The sequence below is a fragment of the Caballeronia sp. ATUFL_F1_KS4A genome (assembly GCF_023630905.1).
GTDB classification, from domain to species: Bacteria; Pseudomonadota; Gammaproteobacteria; order Burkholderiales; family Burkholderiaceae; genus Caballeronia; species Caballeronia zhejiangensis.
In genome coordinates, this window is record NZ_JALQEB010000030.1 from 124,819 (window position 1) to 145,713 (window position 20,895).

Annotated in this window: 22 protein-coding genes and 2 riboswitches; of the genes, 12 read left to right on the forward strand and 10 right to left on the reverse strand. The window is 62.8% G+C overall.

Translation table 11 applies throughout. The annotated features are described in order from the left end of the window. Positions 1–83 precede the first annotated feature (83 nt). Positions 84–341, reverse strand: a riboswitch (cobalamin riboswitch). A gap of 46 nt (positions 342–387) precedes the next feature. From NCS03_RS18200 to NCS03_RS18215, 4 genes are all read left to right on the forward strand, one after another. Beyond that, positions 388–813 (forward strand): cobalamin biosynthesis protein, encoded by a 426-nt coding sequence (locus tag NCS03_RS18200; protein WP_250435932.1) that lies wholly within the window; start codon positions 388–390, stop codon positions 811–813. Between the two features lie 249 nt (positions 814–1,062). Beyond that, positions 1,063–1,665 carry a cob(I)yrinic acid a,c-diamide adenosyltransferase gene (gene cobO / locus NCS03_RS18205; RefSeq protein ID WP_175979443.1) on the forward strand — a complete coding sequence of 201 codons (603 nt, stop codon included), beginning with the start codon at positions 1,063–1,065 and terminating at the stop codon, positions 1,663–1,665. Between the two features lie 3 nt (positions 1,666–1,668). After that, positions 1,669–2,967, forward strand: a complete 1,299-nt coding sequence (locus tag NCS03_RS18210; RefSeq protein ID WP_250529528.1) for a cobyrinic acid a,c-diamide synthase CobB — start codon at positions 1,669–1,671, stop codon at positions 2,965–2,967. After that, positions 2,964–3,209, forward strand: a complete 246-nt coding sequence (locus tag NCS03_RS18215; RefSeq protein ID WP_008353096.1) for a DUF1289 domain-containing protein — start codon at positions 2,964–2,966, stop codon at positions 3,207–3,209. Before NCS03_RS18210 ends, NCS03_RS18215 begins: the two co-directional genes overlap by 4 nt. Before the next feature lie 34 nt (positions 3,210–3,243). On the opposite strand, the gene NCS03_RS18220 is transcribed toward NCS03_RS18215, so the two are convergent. Together NCS03_RS18220 and NCS03_RS18225 are read right to left on the reverse strand one after the other, a co-directional pair. Next, complete coding sequence (locus NCS03_RS18220; protein WP_250529529.1) at positions 3,244–4,014, reverse strand: CbtA family protein; 771 nt, start codon at positions 4,012–4,014, stop codon at positions 3,244–3,246. 9 nt (positions 4,015–4,023) lie between these two features. Next, positions 4,024–4,257, reverse strand: coding sequence for a CbtB domain-containing protein (locus tag NCS03_RS18225; protein ID WP_034471940.1), 234 nt, complete (start codon positions 4,255–4,257; stop codon positions 4,024–4,026). 29 nt (positions 4,258–4,286) lie between these two features. Next, positions 4,287–4,413, reverse strand: a riboswitch (cobalamin riboswitch). A 48-nt stretch (positions 4,414–4,461) separates the two neighbouring features. Here NCS03_RS18225 and NCS03_RS18230 point away from each other — a divergent pair. From NCS03_RS18230 to hmuQ, 3 genes are read left to right on the forward strand one after another with little or no spacing between them, the layout of a single operon-like run. After that, positions 4,462–5,028: a histidine phosphatase family protein gene (locus NCS03_RS18230; protein ID WP_250529530.1), complete on the forward strand. Its 567-nt coding sequence runs from the start codon at positions 4,462–4,464 to the stop codon at positions 5,026–5,028. 59 nt (positions 5,029–5,087) lie between these two features. Continuing rightward, a complete protein-coding gene (locus NCS03_RS18235; protein ID WP_034471935.1) occupies positions 5,088–5,459 on the forward strand; it encodes a DUF1428 domain-containing protein in 372 nt (123 codons plus the stop codon). A gap of 50 nt (positions 5,460–5,509) precedes the next feature. Further along, a complete protein-coding gene (gene hmuQ, locus NCS03_RS18240; protein ID WP_008353090.1) occupies positions 5,510–5,824 on the forward strand; it encodes a heme-degrading protein HmuQ in 315 nt (104 codons plus the stop codon). Between the two features lie 106 nt (positions 5,825–5,930). Here hmuQ and NCS03_RS18245 read toward each other — a convergent pair whose 3' ends face one another. Both NCS03_RS18245 and lhpI read right to left on the reverse strand, forming a co-directional pair. Continuing rightward, on the reverse strand, positions 5,931–6,254 hold the full coding sequence (locus tag NCS03_RS18245) for a hypothetical protein (protein WP_250529531.1): 324 nt from the start codon (positions 6,252–6,254) through the stop codon (positions 5,931–5,933). A gap of 129 nt (positions 6,255–6,383) precedes the next feature. Next, a complete protein-coding gene (gene lhpI / locus NCS03_RS18250; protein ID WP_250529532.1) occupies positions 6,384–7,325 on the reverse strand; it encodes a bifunctional Delta(1)-pyrroline-2-carboxylate/Delta(1)-piperideine-2-carboxylate reductase in 942 nt (313 codons plus the stop codon). A 231-nt stretch (positions 7,326–7,556) separates the two neighbouring features. Between lhpI and ppk2 the strand changes: the two genes are divergently transcribed. Continuing rightward, positions 7,557–8,453 (forward strand): polyphosphate kinase 2, encoded by an 897-nt coding sequence (gene ppk2 / locus NCS03_RS18255; RefSeq protein ID WP_008353084.1) that lies wholly within the window; start codon positions 7,557–7,559, stop codon positions 8,451–8,453. 20 nt (positions 8,454–8,473) lie between these two features. On the opposite strand, the gene NCS03_RS31275 is transcribed toward ppk2, so the two are convergent. From NCS03_RS31275 to NCS03_RS18280, 5 genes are all read right to left on the reverse strand, one after another. Then, positions 8,474–8,857: a hypothetical protein gene (locus NCS03_RS31275; RefSeq protein ID WP_308196618.1), complete on the reverse strand. Its 384-nt coding sequence runs from the start codon at positions 8,855–8,857 to the stop codon at positions 8,474–8,476. Between the two features lies 1 nt (position 8,858). Continuing rightward, positions 8,859–10,358, reverse strand: coding sequence for an efflux transporter outer membrane subunit (locus NCS03_RS18265; protein ID WP_033537058.1), 1,500 nt, complete (start codon positions 10,356–10,358; stop codon positions 8,859–8,861). Between the two features lie 5 nt (positions 10,359–10,363). Further along, positions 10,364–13,564, reverse strand: a complete 3,201-nt coding sequence (locus tag NCS03_RS18270; protein WP_008353078.1) for an efflux RND transporter permease subunit — start codon at positions 13,562–13,564, stop codon at positions 10,364–10,366. Positions 13,565–13,595: 31 nt separating this feature from the next. After that, entirely contained in the window at positions 13,596–14,792 is a 1,197-nt protein-coding gene (locus NCS03_RS18275; protein ID WP_175979449.1) for an efflux RND transporter periplasmic adaptor subunit, read from the reverse strand. Positions 14,793–14,884: 92 nt separating this feature from the next. Beyond that, on the reverse strand, positions 14,885–15,703 hold the full coding sequence (locus NCS03_RS18280) for an alpha/beta hydrolase (RefSeq protein WP_008353075.1): 819 nt from the start codon (positions 15,701–15,703) through the stop codon (positions 14,885–14,887). Positions 15,704–15,920: 217 nt separating this feature from the next. Between NCS03_RS18280 and NCS03_RS18285 the strand changes: the two genes are divergently transcribed. From NCS03_RS18285 to NCS03_RS18300, 4 genes are all read left to right on the forward strand, one after another. Next, entirely contained in the window at positions 15,921–16,931 is a 1,011-nt protein-coding gene (locus tag NCS03_RS18285; protein WP_008353073.1) for a LysR family transcriptional regulator, read from the forward strand. 38 nt (positions 16,932–16,969) lie between these two features. Next, positions 16,970–17,500, forward strand: a complete 531-nt coding sequence (locus tag NCS03_RS18290) for a GNAT family N-acetyltransferase (protein WP_250529533.1) — start codon at positions 16,970–16,972, stop codon at positions 17,498–17,500. A 188-nt stretch (positions 17,501–17,688) separates the two neighbouring features. After that, on the forward strand, positions 17,689–18,060 hold the full coding sequence (locus NCS03_RS18295; RefSeq protein WP_250529534.1) for a DUF4148 domain-containing protein: 372 nt from the start codon (positions 17,689–17,691) through the stop codon (positions 18,058–18,060). A 33-nt stretch (positions 18,061–18,093) separates the two neighbouring features. Then, positions 18,094–18,243, forward strand: a complete 150-nt coding sequence (locus tag NCS03_RS18300) for a hypothetical protein (protein ID WP_239294398.1) — start codon at positions 18,094–18,096, stop codon at positions 18,241–18,243. Positions 18,244–18,288: 45 nt separating this feature from the next. On the opposite strand, the gene NCS03_RS18305 is transcribed toward NCS03_RS18300, so the two are convergent. Further along, on the reverse strand, positions 18,289–20,811 hold the full coding sequence (locus NCS03_RS18305; protein WP_250529535.1) for an adenosylcobalamin-dependent ribonucleoside-diphosphate reductase: 2,523 nt from the start codon (positions 20,809–20,811) through the stop codon (positions 18,289–18,291). Positions 20,812–20,895 lie beyond the last annotated feature (84 nt).

Here is a 20,895-nt window from a genome sequence, read left to right on the forward strand (position 1 = left end):
CGCGATGCCTGGCAACGCGGCTGGATGAAAGGGAAACGCACGCTTTTATGGATCATGGGCCGCGCCGCATCCCCGCGACAGCAAGCCCCGCTCAAAGTCTGGCCGGTATCCGGGCTGACGACGACGCCGCTTCGCCTTCCCGCGCGTTTCTCACGCGCAGTGGCTTCGAAGCCGGCTTCCCGTACACGCGATGAAAATGCCGTGCGCGGTGAATCGCTTACCGTTGCGGGGGCAGCGCAGGTTGACGTGCGTTCGACGAATCGAAAGGAACGCGCCCTGCTTCCCGTTTAACTGCGCACGAGAGAATCCGCGCGCGAGCACCAAAACTGCGTGAAAGTCTAGGCCCGGCGGGCGCGAGCGTCAAGAAAGGTGGTAAGGTCGGCGCACATGGAATTCGTCATCGCCCACATGAATCAGCCCGCTGTCACGCGTCTTGCCGTGGGGATCGGCTGCACGCGGGGCGCGAGCGCCGACGCAATCGAGCACGCCGTGCGCGGCGCTTTGGGCACGCTTGCGTTCGGCGACATCGCCATCATCGCGAGCATCGACGCGAAACGGCACGAGGCGGGACTGCTCGCGTTCTGCGAGCGTCATCGTCTGACATTGCGCTTCTACGGCGCCGATGAAATCGCGCAAGCGCCGCGCACGGCGATATCGCATCATGCAATGGCGCATATGAACGTCGATGGCGTATGCGAGCCTTGCGCGCTGCTCGCGGGCAACGCGCGAACGCTCATCGTGCCAAAGACGATCGATTGTGGCGTAACCGTCGCGATCGCAGCGATGCATGCGCCCCGCGCGAACGGAACATGAATACCGGTCTTGCGGTCGTGCGCGGACGCGGCGTTTCGGCGAGCGGCTTCGCCACGACCGGTTTGAACTTGTCGCGGCAAAGCCAGACGAGAACGCCAAGCGCGACGAGTTCCAGATAGAGATAGAGCGCGTCCATTTGCTTGCTCCTCGAGTCGGTGATTACGTTGATTGCATGATGCCTGCCGTCTGTTAGCGCAGAATTAAGCCGCCGCCTGTTGTACGATACGGCCGTCTTTCTCTGGAGCTCCCGTGAAAACCGATACCGAATCGCATCTGCGCATGACCCAGCGCCGCAAGGAAGGCCACGAGAAAAAGCAGGCCGCCGCCGATCACGAGAAAGGCCTTTTGATCGTGAATACCGGCAACGGCAAGGGCAAGACAACGGCCGCGTTCGGCATGGCGGTGCGCGTGCTCGGACACGGCATGAAGCTCGGCGTCGTGCAGTTCATCAAGGGCGCGCTGCATACATCGGAGCGCGATTTCCTCGGCGCAATCGCGCATTGCGATTTCGTCACCATGGGAGATGGCTACACCTGGAACACGCAGAATCGCGAAGCCGACATGGCCACCGCGCGCAAGGGCTGGAACGAAGCGCGCCGCATGATCGAGAGCGGCGAATATCAGATGGTCGTGCTCGACGAACTCAACACCGTGCTCAAGTACGAGTATCTGCCGCTCGATGAAGTGCTCGACGTGCTGAAGGCGCGGCCCGCGATGCTGCATGTCGTCGTGACCGGTCGCCACGCGCCCGATGCGTTGATCGAACTTGCCGATCTCGTCACGGAAATGCGGCTCGTGAAGCATCCGTATCGCGAGCAAGGCGTGAAAGCGCAACGCGGCGTCGAGTTCTGAGCGATGCCCGACTGCCCCGCTCTCTTCATCGGCGCGAGTGCGTCGCATCAAGGCAAGACCACGGTGACGGCGGCGCTTGCGCGTCATCACGCGCGCCGAGGCCTGACGGTACGCGTGTTCAAGACCGGCCCGGATTTTCTCGATCCGATGATTCTCGAACGCGCATGCGGCGCGCCCGTTTATTCGCTGCATCTGTCGATGGTCGGGCTCGATGCGTGCCGCGCGTTGCTCGCCAAGGCCGCGCGCGAGGCCGATCTCATTCTCATCGAAGGCGTGATGGGTCTCTTCGACGGCACGCCGAGCAGCGCCGATCTGGCCGCCACGTTCAACGTACCGGTGCTCGCGGTGATCGGCGCGCACGGCATGGCGCAGACGTTCGGCGCCATTGCGTTCGGGCTCGCGCGTTATCGCGAAGATGTGCCCTTTCATGGCGTGCTCGCGAATCGCGTTGCATCGGCGCGCCATGCGCAGATGTTGTCGGAGACTATCCCCGTCGACTTGCGTTATTGCGGCCATCTGTCGAATGCGGACGATATCGCCTTGCCCGAGCGTCATCTCGGTCTCACGCAGCCCGATGAAGTCGCGGGCCTCGACGCACGGCTCGACCGCGCCGCCGATGCAATCGCGCAAACGACGCTCGCCGATCTTCCGCCGCCCGTTCATTTCGACGATGCGACGCTGCCCGCGCCGCCGCGTCTGCTCGACGGCGCGCATATCGCCATCGCTCGCGATGCGGCGTTCTCGTTCGTGTATCCGGCGAACGTCGATGTGCTCATCGCCATGGGCGCGCGCATCAGCACGTTTTCTCCGCTCGCCGACGAACCCGCGCCGCACGATGCCGACGCGCTCTATCTTCCCGGCGGCTATCCCGAGCTGCATGCCGCGGCGCTCGCTTCGAACGAACGCGCGCGTGCATCGATCGTTGCGCACGTCGAGCGAGCGAAGCCCGTGGTCGCGGAATGCGGCGGCATGCTGTATCTGCTCGACACGCTGACCGACATCGAAGGCACGCGGCATGCGATGCTCGGCATCCTTCCCGGCGACGCGGCGATGCAACGCAAGCTGTCGCGCCTCGCGATGCAGCGCATCGACACGACGCATGGCGCGATGACCGGTCACACATTCCACTACTCGACGCTCGACACGCCGATGCAGCCGGCACTCAAGGCCGCTCATGCCACGACCGGCACCGAAGGCGAAGCGCTCTATCGGCATGGTTCGGTGTCGGCCACTTACATGCACGCTTACTGGCCGTCGAATCCGGCCGCGGCCGCTGCGCTCTTTCGCGGCGAATCACTATGACAACGACGCAAGACGATCTCGCTTTCACCATCGAACGCGCGAAAGCGCAGGAACCCATCGGCTCGCCATGCACCGATGTCTGCAAGCTCGATCAGGAAACGGGCCTGTGCCTCGGGTGCTTCCGAAGCCGCGAGGAAATCAAGACCTTCAGATCGATGGACGATGCCGCGAAGCTCGATCTGTTCGATGAATTGCTCAAGCGTCGTGCGGCGAAAGAGCAAACGAAAAGCCCGCGTTCCTGACGAAGCGCGGGCTTCATGAGCGACGCCGAACCGCTTACGCCGCAGCCATTCTTCTCACCGCCGGCCGCTCGAGTTCACGCGCTGCGAGCGCACCGAACACGAGACCGAGCGTCGTCCATAACAGCGCCTGCATGCCGATAGCGGCCACGCGGAAATTCCACAGCAGCGAAGCGGAGAAATCCGCGGGCACTTCATCGACGGACGGCAGCGCGACCTGCGCCGCCACGATCACGACGATATACGCAGCCGCCGCGATGAGCGTCGCGTTCCACCCGCCATGCCGCGCCACCATGCGCCGCTGCAAGCGCACGGCGAAGACGGCAGCCGCGATGGAAATCGCCACCATGCCGAAGAAAAGCGCCGTGCGCGGCCCGATGGTCTCGGCATTGCCGACAGCGGGCGGATTGGGCGGGTACTTGAGGAACGGCACGATGGCGACGCTAACGAAGCCGAACAGCGCGAGCAATGCCGACGTGCCGCGCGCGCGCAACGCGCCGAGCCGTCCATAAGCAAACGCGAACACGAGCGAGAAGAGACCGCCGAGCGCGGTGCCGAACACGGCGACGCCGGTCAGAAGGCCGAGGCCCGCTTGCGTATCGCGAGACACGAGCGCTTCGTCGCCGTGATCGTGCGAATGCGCTGGCGTGGCAGCCGCATCGGCATGACCGTGCTCATGTTCGTGCTGTTCCTCGAACGCGATGGCGCGTGCCACCGACGGTTCACCGAACGCACGCGCGAAGCCGAAGCCGATCAGGCCCGCGACCAGTCCCGCGATCATGCCGCGTATCAGCAAAGTGCGAATCATGATGCTTCCTCAGTGGCACGGAAAGCCGAGCAGATGCCGGCCGTCATGCACGAATTCGTGGACGTACGTGCCCGAGAAAATCGACGTCGCGCCCTGTTCGGCGCCGACGAAATAGATTGCGATCAGCAGAATGAGGCCGATGAAGACGGCCCACGGCAACACTTCACGCACCGGAATGGGCACGGGTGCATCGAGTGACGGGGAAACCGGAGCGGAAAAGACCGGCGCGTTGGAAGCATTCATGGTGGTTCTCCAGGGAAAAGCGCGTCCCGATTGACGAAGAGCATGCAGCGGGGTCTGACTCGCGGCGCCGCGCTTTCGCGTTGACGTACCGCACACAGTGGCGCGACCGTGCCGGGTTTGCACCGGCTTCCTCGCACTGCAAGCTTGCCATTCTATGATGATCCGCTGCAAAGTAAAACGATTCCAATTCGACCGCCACCTGCCTTGGAACTCATTCTTCTCTGTCACGCCGCCACGCGCGCGATGAAAACCGGGCACTTTCCCACCGGCGACGAACCTCCCGAGCGCGATGCGCGCGCGCAGCTCGCGTCATTGCACGCCTTGCCCGACACGCGCGTGATTGCGAGTCCCGCGCGCGTCGCGCGTGAAACGGCGGCGTGGATCGCGGATGCATTCGAGATCGTTCCCGCGTTCGACGACATCGACTATGGCCGCTGGCGCGGGCATTCGATACGCGAAACGGGCGAGCGCGAACCGGAACATGTCGCTGCATGGCTCGCGGATCCCGATGCGCGTTCGCACGGCGGCGAAAGCGTCGCCATGCTCGCCGCGCGCGTCGCCGAGGGCTTCGCTTCGATCGACCGGCTCGACGCGGGGCGCTGCATCGTCGTCACGCATGCGATCGTCGTGAAAGTGGCGCTCGCGCATGCGCTTCGCATGCCGCTCGCATCGATCTATGGGATGAACTTCGCGCCGCTCTCGTCCACGGTGCTAGAACGCGCCTCGCCCGCCGATACGTGGACCGCCCTGAACTTCGCTCCATACGAATAGCTCAAAGCAGACAGCGCATCGCGTGCGCGGTGCGCGTTCGACTCAACCAGGAGACTCAGATGGCGCATTACGTGGATGGATTCGTCGTACCCGTACCGATCGACAAGGTCGACGCTTATCGCCGCATGGCCGAAGCCGCCGGCAAGATCTGGCTGGAACACGGCGCACTGGAGTTCGTGGAAACCATCGCCGACGACGTGAAGCCCGGCAAGCTCACATCGTTTCCACAGAGCGTGCAGATGAAGGAAGGCGAGACCGTCGCGTTCTCGTATATCGTCTACGAATCGCGCGAGCAGCGCGATAGCGTCAACGCCAAAGTGATGGAAGACCCGCGCCTCAAAACGATGATGGAATCCGGCGAGACGCCGTTCGATCCTCAACGCATGTTCTTCGGCGGCTTCACGACCATCGTCGAACTCGGGCGCGACTGATCGTTCTTATCCGCTCAATCGAGTCACTACTTCGAAGGAACCGCATCGACATGTATATCGCCATGAACCGCTTCAAGATCGTGCCCGGCGCCGAAGCCGACTTCGAACGTCTGTGGACGAGCCGCGATACGCATCTGAAGGATGTGCCCGGGTTCGTCGAGTTTCATCTGCTCAAAGGGCCGGTGAAAGACGATCACGTTCTGTATTCGAGCCATACAATATGGGCGAATCAGGCAGCCTTCGAAGACTGGACGCGTTCGGACGCGTTTCGCGCCGCGCATCGCAATGCCGGCGGCGAGACGCGCCAGCTTTATCTCGGTCATCCGGAATTCGAGGGCTTCGAAGTCATTCAGACCGTCAAATAGAGCGGTCAAGGCGCAACCGAACGTTCGCGCACTTTTCGGCGAGCACGCGCGTTTTACACACGTGTGAAAAAACGCGCTTCGCCGAAGCTGTCTTTTCAGACGTGTTCTAGGCCTTTGCGCCGCGCGCCATGCGCTGCAGCGTCGACGAATCGATCGCCGCCGCGCAGATTCGCACCGCTTCCTTCAGCGTGCGCGGACGCCCCGCACCGAATTGCGATTCCAGCATCGCGACGGCGCGCAGACGCTCGTCATTGCCGAGTTTCTCGCCCGTCGCAAGCTCAAGAACCGAGATGAAATAAGCCGCAGGCGGCGCCGCGCTCGCATGCGGAGTCGTCTGGCGTTCCCCGTCCGCCGCGCCACCCGCGCCCTCACGTCCGTCGCCGCGCGCCGGAATCCACGGGTGCCACTTGCTGTCGTATCGACTTTTCATGGGTTAGTTCGCTGGCTCGATTGCTGTGGCGCACCTTGGCGCCGTTTGTCATGTGACGCTTATGGCGTCTCTGTCATTAAAGAGACTTACAGCAAGTACCGTTCCAAGCTGGCGTTCCCCTTGCACGGCCTAGCGCGCCGCGACGCTTTCCTCCGACAAAACCGCACGCGCGACGCGACATGCCGCAAGATCCCAAGCCGCGCAGCCGACCGATTTGAACATCACCGGTTGCAATGCATCAACGGCTTTGGACGGCGCCGCGAGCGCGACCGCCAATGCGTGCACATCGTTCCATTCGACGCTCGCGAGAATGAAATCGCCTGCTTCGTGACGCGCGCCCGCAGGGTCGTCGACGTAAAGCGCGCTTGCATGCACGGTCGCGGCGGCGATCTCGGCGGCATCGGCGGTGAATGCGCCCACGCCGATCACGAGGCGGCCCGCGCGCGCGGGCAACGTATAGACCGGCGTCTTGCTCGTGGTCGCGGCGATGACGACATCGATCGAATCGGGAATCGTGGTCTCGTCGAGCGCGGCAAGCTGCTTCGAAAGCGATGCATGCGCCGCACAGAACTCGCGCGCGCGCCCGGGACGCGAGCCTTGCACGACGATGTGCGCATCGGGATAAATAGCGGCGAGCGCCTCGACGTGATACGCAGCCTGCTTGCCCGTACCGATGACGAGCACCTCGCGCGGCGCGGCATCGTGAAGCGCGCGGATCGCGAGCATCGATACCGCCGCCGTGCGCCGGCCCGTCACCGTCGGGCCATCGAGCATGAATTGCGGCACGCCTGTCATGGCATCGTAGGCGGTCACCTGACCGTGGATCGTCGGCAGGCCAAGCGCGCCGTTGCCCGCGCAAACGTTCACGAGCTTGTGCATCGCGAGATCGGCGGCGCTCGCGGGCATCGACAACATCACGCCGCCTTCGATCGGCACCACCATGCGCTCTGGACTCACGATGCGTCCCGCCGCGTAATCGAGCATCGTCGCGGCGAGGGTGTCGACGAGCCGGTCATACGGCACGAGGCGCGCGGTTTGAGCTTCGTCGAAACTATGGATCGTTGCGGTCATCGCGTTCGCTCGCTTGATATGGGGAAGATGAAATCGAACTTCAAAATGCCATCGAAGTGCCGGAACATTCTAACGGCGCGCGACGCCGCGTCATAAAGCAGCGAATCGCTCGCTAGAATGAACGAATCAGCCGCTGTCATGTGACTGCCATCGAATGTCGTCACAATCGGCCGTCCCGCGCCGCGACCGTCATCGCGACGGCGGCAGCCCAAGAACGCCACGGAGCCCCTCATGAACACGACGGAAAAGCAGCGCCGTTTCCACGCCGACATCATCGACAGCTACGACGAAGAGTTCGAGATGGAGATCGACGATCGCTTCCTGGACGGCGAATCGACTTTCTCCGATGAAGAGCGTCAGTTACGCAAGACCTATTTTCGCGAGCTGTTTCGCTTGCAAGGCGAACTCGTGAAGCTGCAGGACTGGGTCGTGCACGAGGGGCATCGGCTCGTGGTGCTGTTCGAGGGACGCGATGCGGCGGGCAAAGGCGGCGCGATCAAGCGCATCACGCAACGGCTGAATCCGCGCGTGTGCCGCGTGGCCGCCCTGCCCGCGCCGAACAATCGCGAGCGCACGCAATGGTATTTCCAGCGCTACGTGTCGCATTTGCCGGCGGCGGGCGAGATCGTGCTGTTCGATCGAAGCTGGTATAACCGCGCGGGCGTCGAGCGCGTGATGAACTTCTGCACGGACGAAGAGTATGAGGAATTCTTCCGCTCGGTTCCCGAGTTCGAGAAGATGCTCGTGCGAAGCGGCATTCAGATCGTGAAGTACTGGTTCTCGATCACCGACGACGAACAGGAAGTGCGCTTCCAGGCGCGTATCGAAGATCCTTTGAAGCAGTGGAAACTGAGCCCGATGGACCTGGAGAGCCGCCGCCGATGGGAGGCCTACACGGCGGCCAAGGAAGTGATGCTTCAGCGCACGCACATTCCCGAAGCGCCGTGGTGGGTCGTGCATGCCGTCGACAAGAAACGTGCGCGCCTGAACTGCATTCATCACTTGCTGAGTCAGGTGCCGTATCACGATGTCGAGCATCCGCCGATCGAACTGCCCGACCGCGTGTTCAATCCCGATTATTTGCGCCAGCCCGTGCCGGATGAGATGTACGTTCCCGAAGTGTATTGAGGTCGATAGCGCGGCGCGCGTCAGCAGCAGTTGTTGCAGGGCAGATGCTTCACGCTCGCGCCATTGCGCTGACGCGAAACCGCATGACGCAGCGCGAACTGATATGCGTGCTGCGAACCTCTCAATACCATTACGAACATGACTTGCGCGAGATTGAAGTCGAGCGTGACCATCAGGCGCGTCAACAGTAGCAGTGGCAACACCACCGCCGGCTGATACAGTTGTTTTGCGATCAAGTCTTTCATCATCGGCTCCCTATCCCATGATTGGAATTCTATGGATTCGAGCCGTGCGGATAAACGCCCCGCAGGTGAAGACATATGTTCCGGGAGGCGAACAATCGAGCTGTCATCGATGCGCGCCCCGAGAAAAAATGGCCCTGCGCGATGCAGGGCCATCTTCATGCTACTTTTGCGCGAGACTCGGCTCGGGCACCGGCGTGGGCTTCGCATCGCCCCAGCCGCCGCCCAGTGCGCGGATCAAATTCACCGTCGATACCGCCTGCGTGCCCCGCAACTGCACCGAGGCGCGCTGCGTCTGCAATACGGTGCGCTCCGCATCGATCACGTCGAGGTAATTCACCGCGCCTTCGGTGTACTGCGTGCGCGACAACTGCGCGGCACGCACCGACGCCTTCACTGCATCGTCCTGCGTCGCGGTCTGATCTTCGAGGATGCGCAGATCCGACAGATTGTCCTCGACCTCGCGGAACGCAACGAGCACCTGCTGACGATAGTTCGCCGAATCCTCTTCATATATCGCGCGCGCATTCGCGAGATTGCCCTTGCGACGGCCGCCATCGAAGATCGGGATATTCAGCGCCGTACCCGCGAACGGCCCGAGCAGGAATGTGCGGCTCGACCACTTGAAGAGATCGCCGAGCGTCGCGGATTCGAAGCCGCCCGAGCCCGTCAACGTGAGCGACGGGAAGAACGCCGCCTTCGCCACGCCGATACGCGCATTGGCCGCAGCCATCGCGCGTTCCGCCGCCGCGACATCGGGACGACGTTCGAGCAGCGCCGAAGGCAAACCGGGCGGCACGCGCACCGTTACCGGCTTGAGCGGATTCGCGGCCATCGTGAATTCGGCGGGCGACTTGCCGAGCAATACCGCGAGACTATGTTCCGATGCCGCGCGCAGACGTTGCACCGTCATCGCATCCGAACGCGCTGTCGCGAGCTCGGACTTCGCGCGGGCCACGTCGAGTTCGCTGATATCGCCTTCGGTGTAGCGGCGTTGCACGAGCTTCAACGCTTCCTCGCGTAGCTGCACGGTGCGCGTGAAGACATCGCTTTCCGCATCGAGCTCGCGCAGATTGAAGTAGTTCTGCGCGACGTCAGCCTGCAATGCCAACTGCACCGAACGGAACAACGCCTCGCTTTGCTGCGTGTCCGCGTTCGCGGCTTGCACCGAGTTCGACACGCGGCCGAACAGATCGACTTCATACGACACGCTCGCCTGCGCGCGCCACAGCGTTTGCGCAGGCACGTTGCCATCGGCGGGCAGGAACTGCGATGCCGGCGAGAACTTCTCGCGCGTCGGGCCGAAGCCCGCATCGAGCGTCGGGAACAAGCCCGCGCGCGCCGTCTGGTTGATCGCGCGCGCTTCCTTCACGCGCGCGGCCGCCGCCTTCAGGTTCTGGTTCGCGTCCTGCGCCTGCTTTTCCAGATCGTTGAGCGTGGCGTCGTCGAAGATCGTCCACCATTCGCCGCGCATCATCTCTTCGGACGGCTGCGCGGTCTTCCACGTACCCGCTTCCGATGCATCGAGCGTCTTTTGCGGCGTTTCCTTGTAGGCGGACGGCGCATTGACGTCGGGCTTCTCGTAGGTCGGCGCGAGCGAGCAGCCCGCGACCAGCAACAACGACGCCATCAGACTCGATAAAACATGCAGCTTATTCATCATTCACCTCACTGCGCTTCGACCGAAGCACCAATACCGCGCATCTGCGGATGCGTGCCGTGCTTGTCCGTTACGTGCTCGGTGCGCGAGAGCTTGCGCAGGATCACGTAGAACACCGGCGTCAGCATCAGGCCGAAGAGCGTCACGCCCAACATGCCGAAGAACACCGCCACGCCCATTGCATGACGCATTTCCGAACCCGCGCCCGTCGACAGCACGAGCGGCACCACACCCATGATGAACGCGATGGACGTCATCAGAATCGGGCGCAAACGCAGGCGGCTTGCTTCGATCGCGGCCTGCACGATCGTGCGTCCTTGCATCTCCAGTTCGCGTGCGAACTCGACGATCAGAATCGCGTTCTTCGCCGACAAGCCCACGAGCACCATCAAACCGATCTGCGTGAAGATGTTGTTGTCGCCATCGGTGAGCCATACGCCGACCAGCGCGGACAAAATACTCATCGGCACGATCAGAATGACCGCGAGCGGCAGCGTCAGGCTTTCATACAACGCGGCGAGCACGAGGAACACGAGCAGCACGCTGATCGGGAAGACCCACAGCGCAGCGTTGCCCGCGAGGATCTGCTGATACGTGAGATCGGTCCATTCGAACTTGATCCCGCGCGGCAGCACTTCGGCCGCGATGCGTTCCGCCGCCGCCTGCGCCTGGCCCGATGAATAGCCGGGCGCAGGACCGCCGTTGATATCGGCGGCGGTATAGCCGTTGTAGCGCACGACCATCTCCGGACCATACGTCGGCGTCACCTTCACGAGCGACGACAAGGGCACCATGTCGCCATTCGCGTTACGCGTCTTCAGCAAGCCGATGTCTTCCGGATTCGCGCGGAACGGCGCATCCGCCTGCACGCGCACCTGATACACGCGTCCGAAGCGATTGAAGTCGTTCACGTAGAGCGAGCCGAGATACACCTGCATCGTGTCGAAGACGTCCGTCACCGAGACGCCCAGCTGCTTCGCCTTCACGCGATCCAGATCGACGTTCAACTGCGGCACGTTGATCTGATAGCTCGAGAACGTCGGTCCAAGCTCGGGCGTTTGCGATGCGCGCTTGATGAACGCCTGGGTCGCATCGGCGAGTGCCGCATAGCCGAGCGCGCCGCGATCTTCGAGCTGCATCTTGAAGCCGCCGAGCGTGCCGAGACCGAGCACCGGCGGCGGCGGGAACACGGCGATGAACGAGCCCTTGATGCCCGCGTACTTCTGATTCAGCGCGCCGGCAATCGCGCCTGCGGACAGCGCCTTGTCATGCACGCGCTCCTTGAAGGGCTTCAGCGTGACGAACACGATGCCCGCGCTCGACGAGTTCGTGAAGCCATTCACCGACAAGCCCGGAAACTCCACCGCGCTTTCCACGCCCGGCTGCTTCAGCGCGATATCCGACATCTGACGGATCACGCCTTCCGTGCGATCGAGCGATGCGCCGTTCGGCAACTGCGCGAAGCTGATGAGGTACTCCTTGTCCTGCGCGGGCACGAAGCCGCCCGGCACGATCTTGCCCATCAGCACCGCGCCGCCGAGCAGCACGGCATACACGACCATCATCAATGCCTTGCGGTTGATGACGCTCTTCACGCCCTTGCCGTACGCATCCGAACCGCGATGAAAGACCTTGTTGAAGCCGCGGAAGAAGCCGCCGAACACGCGGTCCATGCCTCGCGTGAGCCAGTCCTTCGGCTCGTCGTGGCCTTTCAGCAGCAGCGCGGCGAGCGCCGGCGACAGCGTCAGCGAGTTGAAGGCCGAGATCACCGTCGAGATGGCGATGGTCATCGCGAACTGCTTGTAGAACTGGCCCGTGAGACCCGACATGAACGCGAGCGGCACGAACACGGCAACGAGCGTCAATGCAATCGCGATGATCGGCCCGCTCACTTCGCGCATCGCCTGATACGTCGCTTCTCTCGCCGATAACCCCGCTTCGATGTTGCGCTCGACGTTCTCGACGACCACGATCGCATCGTCGACGACGATACCGATCGCAAGCACCATCCCGAACAATGACAACGCGTTGATCGAGAATCCGAATGCAAGCAGCAGCGAGAATGTGCCGACGATCGACACCGGCACCGCGAGCAGCGGGATGATCGACGCGCGCCACGTTTGCAGGAACACGATCACGACGAGCACCACCAGCGCGATCGCCTCAGCGAGCGTGTGAATCACGGCTTCGATACTGGAGCGCACGAACTGTGTCGGGTCATAGACGATCTCGTATTCGAGACCCGCGGGCATGTCCGCCTTCAGTTCCTTCATCGTCTTGCGGACTTCGTCGGAAATCTGCAGCGAGTTCGCGCCCGGTTGCTGATTGATTGCGATTGCAACTGCCGACTTGTTGTCGAGCAACGAACGCAGACCATATTCCGATGCAGCCAGCTCGACGCGCGCGACATCGGAGAGATGCGTGACCGCGCCATCGGGCGACGTCTTCAGCACGATGTCGCGAAACTCCGACTCGTTCTGCAAGCGGCCGCGCGCATTCACGTTCAGTTGCAGCGGCACGTTCGGCAGCGTCGGCGATCCGCCGATCACGCCCGCCGCGACCTGCACGTTCTGCTCGCGGATCGCGTTGACGACATCGGTCGCGGTCATGCCGCGCTGCGCGACCTTTTGCGGATCGAGCCACACGCGCATCGAGTAATCGCCCGAGCCCCACAGCTGCACTTCGCCCACGCCCGCGATGCGTTCGAGCCGGTCCTTCACGTTGATCAGCGCGTAATTGCGCAGATACGTCATGTCGTAACGACCGTTGGGCGAATTGAGGTGAACGACCATCGTCAGCGTCGGCGACGATTTGATCGTCGTCACGCCGAGACGCTGCACGTCCTGCGGCAGACGCGGCAATGCCTGGTTCACGCGGTTCTGCACGAGCTGCGTGTTCTTGTCCGGATCGGTGCCGAGCTTGAACGTTACGGTCGTCGTGAGATTGCCGTCGCTGTTCGCTTGCGACTGCATGTAGAGCATGTCCTCGACGCCGTTGATCTGCTCTTCGAGCGGCGAGGCCACGGTCTCCGCGATCACCTTCGGGTTTGCGCCGGGATACTGCGCATGCACGACGACCGAAGGCGGCACGACTTCCGGATATTCGGAGATCGGCAGCTTGAACATCGCGATGACGCCCGCCAGCAGCACGACCACCGATAGCACGCCCGCAAAGATCGGGCGATCGATGAAAAATTTGGATATGTTCATGACGAGTTCTGTCTGTTGCGGATGACGCGCATCACTGTGCGGATGCCGTCTTCACGGCGGGCGCTTTGTCGTCGTCATTCATCGCGACGTTGTTGGCCTTGATCACATCGTTGGGACGCACGCGCTGCAGGCCGTTGACGACGATGCGCTCGCCCGGCTGCAAACCCTTCGAGATCACGCGCAGGCCTTCATGCGTCTGACCCAGCGTGACTTCGCGATACTGCACGCGGTTGTCCTTGTCGACGACCATCACGTACTTCTTGTCCTGATCGGTGCCGATCGCTTCGTCTTCCACGAGCACGGCCGGATGCGGCGAGCCGCCGCCGACCTTCACGCGTGCATAGAGCCCGGGCACGAGCGTGCCGTCGGGATTGTTGAAGCGGGCACGCACGCGGATGGTGCCGGACGTCGTATCGAGCCGGTTATCGACGGAATCGACGACGCCTTCGCGCGAATAGCCATCTTCGTTCGCGAGACCGAGCGACACCGGCACCGTGCTGCCCGCATCGCGGCCGAGATAGCGCAGATACGTCTGTTCATCGACATCGAAGGATGCGTAGATCGGCGATACGGAAACAAGCGTCGTGAGCAAAGGCGCATTCGCCCCCGTCGACACGATGTTGCCCACAGTAAGTTCCGCGCGCGACACGCGGCCCGACACCGGCGCGACGATATGCGTGTACGCGAGATTGATCTTCGCGGCTTCGAGCGCAGCCTGCGCGGCCTTCAGGTTGGCGACGGCCTCGCGCGCAGCGTTCTGTTTCTCGTCGTAGTCGCGCTTGGCGATCGCGTTGTCGGCGAGCAGGCGTTCGGCGCGCGCCGCATCCGTCGACGTATAACCATTGCGCGCCTGCGCCGCCGCGAGCTGCGCCTGAGCGCGGTCCACTTCGGCTTCGTAAGGACGCGGATCGATCGTAAAGAGCGCATCGCCCTTCTTCACGAGCTGGCCGTCCTTGAAATGCACCGCGACGATCGTGCCGGGAACGAGCGGACGAATGTCGACGTGATCGACCGCTTCGAGCCTGCCCGAATAGCTTTGCCAGTCGGTGATGGTCTTCGACACGACCGCTGCGACGTCCACTTCCGTTGCAGTCGGGCTGTGCGCGGCGGCTTTGGCTTCGTTGATCGCCGAATCGCCGTGGCCGCGCAAGGCGGTATAACCGCCCGCGCCGGCGACGATCAGCACCGCGCCTAGCGCGGCGTAGATGCGTTTGCGAGTGAATGACATGGTGAAGGCTCCGGTTAGCGTTGAGATTGTTGTTGTGTGATGCGTGGCTGGCGTGCCGAATCTTGCGGTTATCTTTCGCGCTTACTTCGCGCTTACTTCGCGCGTGCGAGGCGCTTCCTGAAGAACGCGACGACATCCGCGAGCGCTTCGGGATGCGCGGCGAGCGCCTGGTGCGAGGTCTTGCAATGACGCGTGACTTCGGTCGGCACACCCGCTGCGATCAATTCGCCCGCGTATTTCTCGGCCTCGATATGCAGCAGATCGTGCTCGGCGCTCGCGATCATCGCGGGCGGCAATCCGCCGAGACGTCGCGATTCGAGCGGCGCGGCGTACGGATGCAGACGTTGCGACGGATTCGGCAGATACGCGCGATACCACTGCGCGCATTCGCATGCTTCGAAATCGGGGCACAGCACTTTGCGTTCGTCGGCGAGGCGCGTCATGCTCGGGTCGAGCAACGGCGCGAGCAGCGCTTGCGCGGACATGCGAATATCGCCGCGATCGCGCGCGATGGCCGCGACGCAGGTCGCGAGATTGCCGCCCGCGTCATGGCCCACGACGCCGATGCGCTGCGGGTCCGCGCGCTGCGAACGCGCATGCGCGACGGCCCATTGCGCGGCGCGATAGCCGTCTTCGGGCGCGGCGGGAAACGGAAACTTCGGCGCGAGCGAATAGCCGACAGACACGACCCACGCGGGCGTATCGCGCGCGATCGTCGCTGCTGCGATATCCGCGTCGTCGAGTCCGCCGCGAATGAATCCGCCGCCGTGGAAGTAAAGAACGATGGGCAGGATCGTGCCGTCCGATGCGGGACGATAGCTGCGCAGCGTGATCGGCTGCGCGTGTCCCGTGATGTGCACATCTTCGATGCACAAGCGCGGACTCGACTCCAGATCCAACAGTGTTGCCATGGTTATTCTCGGTGCGAGGCCCATGCTGCAAGGCCTTCACGCATAAGTTGCGATGCTGCGAATTCTGGAGGCCGCGCCTTTTTTAATAAATGCCTATAATCCGGCAACACAATTCGGTCGCACCGAACAATCGTGGTTATCCCTCGCGATTGTTCTTCCGTCATTCTTTAGCGCGCGCTTAAATAGTTGCATCGCTAAGTAAAGAAGGTGAGAGAACATGGATCGGCTTCAGGCAATGCAGGTCTTCACTCGCGTCGTCGACACCAACAGCTTTTCCCGCGCAGCGGACACGCTCAATCTGCCGCGCGCCTCGGTCACGACGATCATCCAGAATCTGGAAGCGCATCTGAACGTGCGGCTGCTTCAGCGCACGACGCGCAGGCTCAATCTCACGCCGGACGGCGCAGCGTATTACGAGCGCTGCGTACGCATCCTCGCGGACATCGAAGAAGCGGAAGGCTCGTTTTCGAACAACGGGAAAGGCCCGCACGGCAAGTTGCGCGTGGACATGCCCGGCGCGATCGGGCGGCTCATCGTGATGCCGCAGCTATGCGATTTCCACACGCGCTATCCGGAAGTCGAACTGATGATGGGCTTCGGCGACAAGCCGGTCGATCTGATTCAGGAAGGCGTCGATTGCGTGATTCGCGTGGGCACGCTGCAGGATTCGAGTCTCGTCGCGCGCCGCATCGGCGTGTTTCAGGGCGTGACGGTGGCCGCGCCCCAATATCTGGAACGCAACGGCACGCCGAAAACCATCGACGATTTGCAGAATCACACGGCGGTGAATTATTTTTCGAGCCGCACGGGCCGCATAATGGACATGGATTTCGTCGTCGACGATGAAACCATCGAAGTGAAGATGCGCGGCATGATCGCGGTGAACGACGCCGAAGCGTATCTGAGCTGCGGCCTGAAGGGCGTCGGCATCATCCAGGTGCCGCGCTTCATGGCGCTGCCGCATCTGCGCGCGGGCGAGCTCATCGAAGTGCTGCCGCAATGGAATCCGCTGCCGATGCCTATTTCCGCGGTGTATCCGCATAACCGGCATCTGTCGCCGAAGGTGCGCGTGTTCGTCGACTGGGCCGCGGAGTTGTTCGAGCGCTGCCCGTTGCTGCAAGGTCAGAAGGATGCAGAGGAACGCTGCCTGCCGACGAGCACGCCGTCGCCGACCATCGTGCGGCATGGCACGCCGGAAGTCGCGGGCACCGAGGACATAGTTGCATAGCTAAGCATCTGCCGAGAGGCGGCCACGGAAAACAAATCATGAACAATGAGATTACCGTGCGCCGCCTCGGCGCGAATGAAGTCACGCGGTATATCGAAGCGCTGGCGGACGTGCTCGTCGATTGCGTCGAAGGCGGCGCGTCGGTCAGTTTCATGTTGCCTATTTCGCGCGCGACCGCCGTCGAATTCTGGACGCGCGTCGCCAATGGCGTCGTGCGCAACGAACGCATCCTGCTCGTTGCAGAGAGCGCGGACGGGCATGTGCTCGGCACGGTGCAGATCGTCATCGATCAGCCGGAAAATCAGCCGCATCGCGCCGATATCGCGAAGATGCTCGTCGCGCGCCGCGCGCGACGCCGTGGCATTGCACAGCATCTGATGAGCGCCGCCGACGATGCCGCGCGTGCAGCCGGCAAGTCCGTTCTCGTGCTCGATACCGTCACCGGCGGCGATGCAGAACGTCTCTACCAACGCGCCGGATGGCAGCGTGTCGGCGTCGTGCCGAACTACGCCTTGATGCCCGACGGCACGCTCTGCGGGACTACGTTCTTCCATAAGCAGCTTGCCTAGCGCGCCTGCAAACGCCCACGCATCAAGCCTCTGCGCGATTATTCGCCGAAATCGATAAATCTATTCGCTGATAAGGCATTTATCCGCCGGTATCACGCGGCTACATTCAATCCCAACGCAGCACGCTCAACGCCGAATGCAATCCGCATTTGCCCGCACGCTGCATCGGAATGAAAGGAGTCGCAAGCATGAAACAACTCATCACGGGGTTTTCTCTCGCAGCCATCTCCGCCGTCGTCACGACGACCGCTTTCGCGGAGAGCGGCCAGGGCATCGGCCACGCAGGCACGTATCAGGTTCAGACGCAAACTCAGGCCAATGCGAGCGATACGCCCAAGACACGAGCGCAAGTGCGTGCCGAACTCGCGGCCGCGTACTCGAACGGCTCGTTGCCGGCATTGAATCGCAACACGTATCCGGATCGCAGCATGTGGGGCGATGCCATCGCCGCGCAAAGCGAACAACGCGCACGCGATGCGGCGCAAGCGGAAGCGCGCAATCGCGGGATCGTCGAATACGCCAATGGCTCGGCGACGCAAGGCAACGTGATCGCGCGTTGATTGCGCGATCGGCGAAAGAATCAAGAGGTCATCATGTTCGAAAACACGTCGCTCGATCAGTTCTCGCTTCTCGACGAACTGCCAACGCTCACGCCGGTGTGGCATCCGTTCACGCAGCACAGCGCGCATGAACCGGGCGTTGCACAAGATACGAAGCAGGACAGCACTGAACGCTCGCATTGAGCGTGACAGGAAGGCGCGGACGAAAGCCCGCGCCTTTTTTTCAACTCAACCGCACGCGCCGATTTCGCCGCATGCCGTGCAGAAGTCGCAGCCGTCCTTGCGGATCACTGCATTGGCGCCGCAGGTCGCACATTTACGGCCGTGCATCAGGGGCAGGCTATGTGGATCGATTTCGCCTTGCGCGGCACCTTCGGATATGTCATCGCGTTCATCGGCTACAGCTACCGGATGCGGCGCGCGATCGGCGCCCTTGCGCGCAAGCACGCGCGACGGTACCTGGTTGCCTTCTGCATCGAGAAAACCGCGTCGATGAAGAATCTGCTGGATCGCATACGCTAGCGCGGCCACTTCCGAATCGTGCCAGCGCGGACTGCGATGTCCGTCGAGCCTTTCGACATCGCCGAGACGCACTTGTCCGCGATCCCACGACACTTTACGCATGTCCTGAAGCGTGCGCGCCGCGAAGCCGCCGCGCGCGGCCAGCGAGATCGAACGCATCGTCGCCGTGATCCATTGCTGTGATTCGTCGCGCTGCCCGGTGGGAATGAAGAACTCGATGGGCCGTTCGATCGTCACGTCCTCGCCGCCGATGCGCCCCGTCACTTCGATGAACGACACCGCCAGATAGAGCGACTTCTTGCCCGCCTGCGTCAGATACTCGACCTTCTCGATGATCGCAGGCAGCTCTCCTTTGGGCCGATGATCGATCGCGATGCGCAACGGATCGAGATCGAGCTCGGGGTCCGGCGAATCGCTCGGCGTTTCCGCAGGCGCGACGGACAGCACCGCGCCCAGCGTCTCGTTGGGCCGATACGTTGCAAGCCCTTTCAAGCCGCGCCGCCATGCTTCGAAATAGAGATCCTGAAACTTGTCGAACGGATAATCGGCGGGCACATTGACGGTCTTCGAGATCGACGTATCGACGAAAGGCTGCACCGCCGCCATCATTTCCATGTGATCGTGCGCGGACATGTCCAGCGCGCTCACGAAGTAGTCGGGCAACGCATTCACATCGCCGCCCATCTCGCGATACAGCCGGTATGCGTGATCTTCGACAGCGAAGGTCTGACGCGAACCGTCGGCCATGCGCTTCGTGCGCTGATACGTCCACGAGAACGCGGGCTCGATGCCATTCGATGCGTTGTCCGCGAACGCGAGGCTCACGGTGCCTGTCGGCGCGATCGAAAGCAGATGGCTGTTGCGAATGCCGTGCTCGCGAATCGCGCGCTTAATGTCGTCCGGCAAGCGCGAGGCGAATGTGCCCTCTTGCAGATAATGCTTCGCATCGAAAAGCGGAAACTTGCCGCGCTCCTTCGCGAGCTCGACGGATGCGCGATATGCTTCGTCGCGCATCGTGCGTGCGACGCGCGTAGCGAAATCGCGGCCCGCCTGCGCGTCATAGCGCAAACCGAGCATCACGAGCGTATCGCCGAGGCCCGTAAAGCCCACGCCGATGCGCCGCTTCGCCGCCGCTTCGCGCGCCTGTTCTTCGAGCGGCCAGAGCGTGACGTCGAGCACGTCGTCGAGAAAACGCACTTGGGTGCGCGTCGTGCGCGCGAGGCCGTCCCAGTCGAACGACGGCGCGCCGCCACGCATCTGCGCAAACGGATCGTGCACGAAGCGCGTGAGATTGAGCGGGCCGAGATTGCAGCAACCGTATGCGGGCAGCGGCTGCTCGCCGCATGGATTGGTCGCGCGGATCGACTCGATCGCGCGCAGGTTGTTGTCATCGTTCATGCGCGACATGAACACGACGCCCGGCTCCGCGACATCGTAGGTCGAGCGCATGATCGTGTTCCACACTTCGCGCGCCCGCACTTCGCGATAGACCCACAAGCCATCATCGCGCTGATGCATGTCCGCGGCTGCGCGTTGCGCGGGCGATGGCTCGGCCTTGTGCACGAGCTGCCACGACGCGTCGTCGGCGACGGCCTGCATGAACTCGTCCGTCACCGCGATCGATACGTTGAAATTGTTCCAGCGCCCTTTCGTGTGCTTCGCCGCGATGAATTCGAGCAGATCGGGATGCGTGCAGTCGAGAATGCCCATTTGCGCACCGCGCCGCGCGCCGGCGCTTTCGACCGTGCGGCACGATGCATCGAATACATCCATGTAGCTGCATGGGCCTGACGCCGCCGATCCGGTTGAATGCACACGCGCGCCTCGCGGACGTATGGCGGAAAAGTTATAGCCGACGCCGCCGCCGCGACGCATCGTCTCGGCCGCTTGCAACAGCGCGACGTAGATGCCCGGCAAGCCGTTGCTATCGACGCCCTGTATCGCATCGCCGACCGGCTGCACGAAACAGTTGATGAGGGTCGCATCGATGCCCGCGCCCGCCGCGCTCATGATGCGCCCCGCGCCTAGCGCGCCGCGCTTGAAGTTATCGACGAACTCCGCTTCGATCTTCGCGCGCGTTTCTTCAGGCTCGGCCCGCGCGACACCGCGCGCCACGCGGCGATAAATATCGTCGACGCGAGTCTCGTCGCCCTTGGCGTATTTTTCGAGCATCACGTCGATGGAAAACTGCTGCGGTGCGATAGCGGTGCTGGGATTGTCTTCGGCCATGTCGGTTCCTTGAATCACTGAGGCGGCAGGCGTCGGGGTCGGAAACCCGCTATGCGCCGACGCGTTCCGCCGCAAAGGCAATGC